Below are 4747 nucleotides of genomic sequence, written 5' to 3'. Positions count from 1 at the left end.
GCGGTGAGCGGGTCGAGCCGGCCGCTCAGCTCCTTGACGTACTGGCGGAGCGACTTGACGGTGAGGGCGCCGGCCAGCGCGAACTCCATCCGGCGATCGTCGTCCACTCGACGTGTCCCACCACGGCGACCCGTGGCCTGCCGGTCCCTGGTCCGGCGCACCCTGGTCCGGTGCCCTCACGCCCGGTGCTCCCGCGTCCGGTGTCCTCGGGTTCGGTGGCTTCGCGTTCGGTGTCCTCGGGTTCGGTGTCTTCGTCCATCGCTCCTCGCCTCCCCCGGCGGTCCCCGCCCCGCCGGCCCGCGCCGGCTCCGCCCCCCAGTCGATCACCGCTCGCCCGCCGGCGCCGCGCGGCATACTCCGCCCGAGGGTATGTCGACGAACTATGAATGGCGGAGCGGTGCGGTCTCCGCCATGATGGACCAATGGGCGTTTCAGCTCCGTGTACCAACCCATGTTCGGTCGGCCGTCCGCCACTCGACGGAGGTGCACGTGAACGAAGTGCAGGCAATCCTCTTCGATTTCGACGGGACACTGTGGGATCCGGAATCCGAGATATTCCGCGCCCACGCGGAGGTCTTCCTTGATTTCGGCCACCAGCTCCCGAGGGATCTGTGGTCGTCCGTCGTCGGAACCATCGGATTCGATCTGTGGACACACCTCGAACGGCTCACCGGGTGCACCGTGGACCGCCGGGAGGTGCAGGACCGAGTCCGCGACCGGCAACAGGAGCTCCTCGGCGGGCTGTCCAGCAGGCCCGGCGTGCCCGGGGTCCTGCGGGTGGTCGACGCCCTCGGCCTACCCCGCGGGATCGTCAGCAATTCCACCCGGGAATGGATCACCCGGTACACCCGGCAATGCGGAATCGCCGACGGGTGGCACACGGTTCAGTGCGCCGACGGGGACCGCTCCAATGCGAAGCCGGCGCCGGACCTCTATGTCGCGGCACTCGCCTCCCTGGGAATTCCGGCCGGGCGCGCGGTGGCATTCGAGGATTCACCGAGCGGGGTCCGCGCGGCAAAACGCGCCGGTATCCGGTGCGTCGCCGTGCCGAACTCGATGACGGCCTCGCTCGATCTCCGGGAGGCGGATCTCCGCTTCGAATCATTCGAGCAGATCGATCTGCCGGGAATTGTCAGAAGAAGGACACCGACGGAAAGAAGGACGTCGATGGACCAGGTCAGCACCGCGGCACCGCAGCGGCCGCCCGGGACGGACGCCGCCGGTGTCCTCCAGCACTACTACTACCTGCCGGACGAGCTCCGCGTGGTCGGCGGCGAGGGCGTCTACCTCTACGCCGAGGACGGCCGGCGCTATCTGGACTGTTCCTCGGGGACGTTCAACCTGAGCCTGGGCTACGCCCACCCGGAGATCGTGGCGACCGTCCGCGAGCAGGCGGGCCACCTCATCCACGTCACCTCCAAGTTCCAGACCGAGCCGCTGAACGCGCTGGTGGCGAAGCTGGCCGAGGTCTCCCCACCGAACCTCACCCGGGTGCACCTGAAGTCGGCGAGCGGCTCCGACGCCAACGAGAGCGCGGTCAAGATCGCCCAGGTCCACACCGGGAACTCCGACGTGGTCACGCTCTTCCGCGGGCACCTGGGCCAGACCCTCGGCATGATCGGCGCGTCCGGCGCCGCGTTCCGGCGCACGCCGTTCCCCTCGCACCTGCCCGGGGTCGTGCACGTCCCCGATCCGCACTGCCTGCGCTGCTTCTACGGGCAGGACCGGGCCAGCTGCGGCCTGCTGTGCGTCGAGCGGATCAACGACTTCATCGACTACGCCAGCACCGGCCGGGTCGCCTGCGTGGTCCTGGAGCCGATCAGCGGCAACGGCGGCAACGTGGTCCCGCCCGACGGCTACCTCCAGGCGCTCAAGGACCTGTGCGAGGAGCGCGGCATCCTGCTGGTCTTCGACGAGATCCAGACCGGGTTCGGGCGCACCGGCCGGATGTTCGCCGCCGACCACTTCGGCGTCGCCCCGCACATGATGACCTTCGGCAAGGGGCTCGGCGGATCCGGGATGCCCATCGCCGGCATCCTGACCGAGGACCGGCTGGCCGGCGTGGAGGGGCACCACATCAACTCGACCTTCGGCGGCAACGTGCTGGCGGCCGCGGCCGCCCTGAAGACGCTGGAGGTCATCGGCCGGCCCGGCTTCCTGGAGAACGTCCGGGACGTCGGAGCGCACGTGCTCGCCCGGCTGCGCGACCTCGCCGCGAAGGTGCCGTTCGTCCGGGAGGTCCGCGGCGTGGGCCTGATGATCGGCATCGACATCGTGGACCGCGACGGCCGCCCCGACCCGCAGCTCACCAACCACCTGGCCGAACGCGGCATGGACCACGGACTGCTGCTGCGGACCTCGCTGTACGGGCACGGCAACGTGCTGAAGGTCCGGCCCGCGTTGATCATGACCCGTCAGGAGGCGGACGAGATGTGCGACCTGCTGGAACGACTCCTCCTCTCGGTGTCGTCATGAGGGGCCTGGTCCAGGAGCTGTCCCGGCGGATCCGGGCGGCCGTCCGCGACGGCCTGCACGACGTCGGCAGCCGCTACGTACAGGGCACGGCGAAGGGTGGGGACGCCGAGTTCCCCGTCGACGTCCTCGCCGAACGGGCCGCCTGGGACTTCCTGAAGGAGCAGGACGAGCCCGTCGCCGTCTACACCGAGAGCGAGGGACTGCGGACGCTCGGCCGCGACCCCGCGTACGTGCTGGTCATCGATCCGATCGACGGCACCCGCGGCGCCGCCGCCGACCTGGAGATGGCCTGCGTCTCCATCGCCGCGGCCCCGTTCGGCGCGGAACCCGTCATCGGGGACATCCGGTACGCGATGCTCCAGGAGATCAAGTCCGGCAACTGGCTCTACGCCGACGCCGACGGGAACGGGATCGAGTCCGGCGGCTTCCCCGCCGCGGTCCCCGGCCTGTCGTCCACCGTCGATCCCGCGCGGATGTTCTGGTCGCTGGAGTTCAACGGCCACCCGGCGGAACTGATGACGGACGCCTACGGCCACCTGATCGACGCCTCCGCCAACACCGGCGGCGTGTACGTGTTCAACAGCGCCTCCTTCTCCATCTCGCGGATCATCACCGGCCAGATGGACGCCTACGTCGACATCGGCAACCGGCTGCTCCGCGACCGGCCCGCCACCGAGGCGGACTTCCGCCGGGTCGGGCACGGGAGCATCCTGCACCTGTTCCCGTACGACATCGCGGCCTCGGTGTACCTGGCGGAACGGGCCGGGGTCACCATCACCGACGCCTACGGCAAGCCGCTGCACGACACCCGGCTGCTCGACATCGGCCCGCTCAACCAGCGGTCGTGCATCGCCGCCTGCACCCCGCAGCTGCACGCCGCGCTGATCGACTCGATCCGCTGGTAGGCGCGGCGGCGGAGCCGGACGAGGAGGCACCTGTGGGAAGCGGTCACCGGCACCTGACGGTCACGTCCCCGCGCCCGGCCGGCGGGTGGACCGACGGGACGGCCCTGGCGGCCGTCACCGACGCCCTCGGCCTGGAGGTCGGGCACGAGATCCTGGACGGCGGCTCCCCGGCCCGGGTGTACCGGGCGGCCGGCGACGCCGGGGAGGACCTCGCGGTCAAGGTCCTGGTGCCCGACCGGGGCGCCGTGGACGGCCACGACCTGGTGTCCTTCCGGCGCAAGGCGCGCCAGATCGGGCTCCTGCGCACGGTGGCACCGCGGCTGGCGGCGCACTACCTGCCGGTGGTGCACGTCCTCGACGGTGACGGGTGGTCGGCCACGACGACGCCGTTCTACGAGTCGGTGGACCTGGCCGCGCCACTGCGCGCATCGCCGCAGGGCACCCGCGAGTTCTTCGGCCGGTTCACGGCCCTGGTCGGCGCCCTCGTCCTGAACGGGTACGCCGTGCAGTCCCACCCCGCCCCGCCGGACTACGTGGCGCAGACCGTCGTGGGCCGCTTCCTCCGGCGGCTGCCCGTGCTGCGCGGGGCGCTGCCCGCCGGCCTGACGGCCGCCGAACGCCTCACGGTCAACGGCGTGCGGTGCGAGGCACCGCACCTCGTGCTGGCACGCCTGGCGGCCCGGCTCGCCCCCGTGGCGCCGCCCGGGCTGATGGCCCCCGCGCACGGGGACGCCAACACCCGGAACGTGCTGCTGTCCGCCCGCCCCGGTGCGACGGCGGAGGACTTCCGGATCATCGACCCGCGCGGCTCCACCGAGCCGTGGGATCCGGTGTACGACCTGGCGAAGACGCTCTTCAGCCTCACCGTGTGGGACCAGGCGCTCCGGCTGGGCTTCTCGGTGGAGGGGTCGGCGCGGCACGGCTACCGGGTGGGGTTCCGGCAGCCCGTCTACCCGGGCTACCGCGCGGCCGTCCACGGGTTCCTGCCCCACCTGGAGTCGCACCGCGGCCTGGCGGACCTGTTCCGCCACGACCCGCACTGGCGGCAGCGGCTGCTGCTCACCCACGACCTGCACGTCCTGGCGGAGGCGCCGTGCCGGCTCTCGGACCGCAAGCCCAAGCCGGACGTGCAGGGGAGGGACTCCGCGCCGGCCGAGCTGGCGCTGGGCCACTACCTGCTCGGCACCCTGCTGCTCAACGATCTCGCCGGGCAGCTCGGCCGCCGCGCCGGGCCGGTGGACGCGGCGAGCCACCTGGCGCTGGTGACCGACCACCTCCCCGGGGCGTGACGTGGTGACCGCGGATCAAAGCCTGGTTGACGGCTCCCCGGGGACTATCGTGGCCTCCCACGTCCTTCATCGGTTCCT

3 protein-coding genes and 1 pseudogene are annotated in these 4747 nt (G+C 71.6%); all 4 read left to right on the top strand.

Going from position 1 to position 4747, the window contains the following annotated elements:
* Positions 1–369: 369 nt before the first annotated feature.
* Positions 370–1074: pseudogene (locus ABZ885_RS35645) on the top strand (HAD-IA family hydrolase); the annotation flags it as partial.
* A 93-nt stretch (positions 1075–1167) separates the two neighbouring features.
* Complete coding sequence (locus ABZ885_RS35640; RefSeq protein ID WP_360198295.1) at positions 1168–2475, top strand: aspartate aminotransferase family protein; 1308 nt, start codon at positions 1168–1170, stop codon at positions 2473–2475.
* Entirely contained in the window at positions 2472–3380 is a 909-nt protein-coding gene (locus tag ABZ885_RS35635; RefSeq protein WP_360198292.1) for an inositol monophosphatase family protein, read from the top strand. The genes ABZ885_RS35640 and ABZ885_RS35635 overlap by 4 nt, the downstream gene beginning before the upstream one ends.
* A 32-nt stretch (positions 3381–3412) precedes the next feature.
* Complete coding sequence (locus ABZ885_RS35630; protein WP_360198289.1) at positions 3413–4669, top strand: hypothetical protein; 1257 nt, start codon at positions 3413–3415, stop codon at positions 4667–4669.
* The last annotated feature ends 78 nt before the right edge of the window (positions 4670–4747 follow it).

Source organism: Kitasatospora sp. NPDC047058 (assembly GCF_040643935.1).
Classification (GTDB): domain Bacteria; phylum Actinomycetota; class Actinomycetes; order Streptomycetales; family Streptomycetaceae; genus Kitasatospora.
This window is presented reverse-complemented; position numbering and strand designations above follow the sequence as displayed.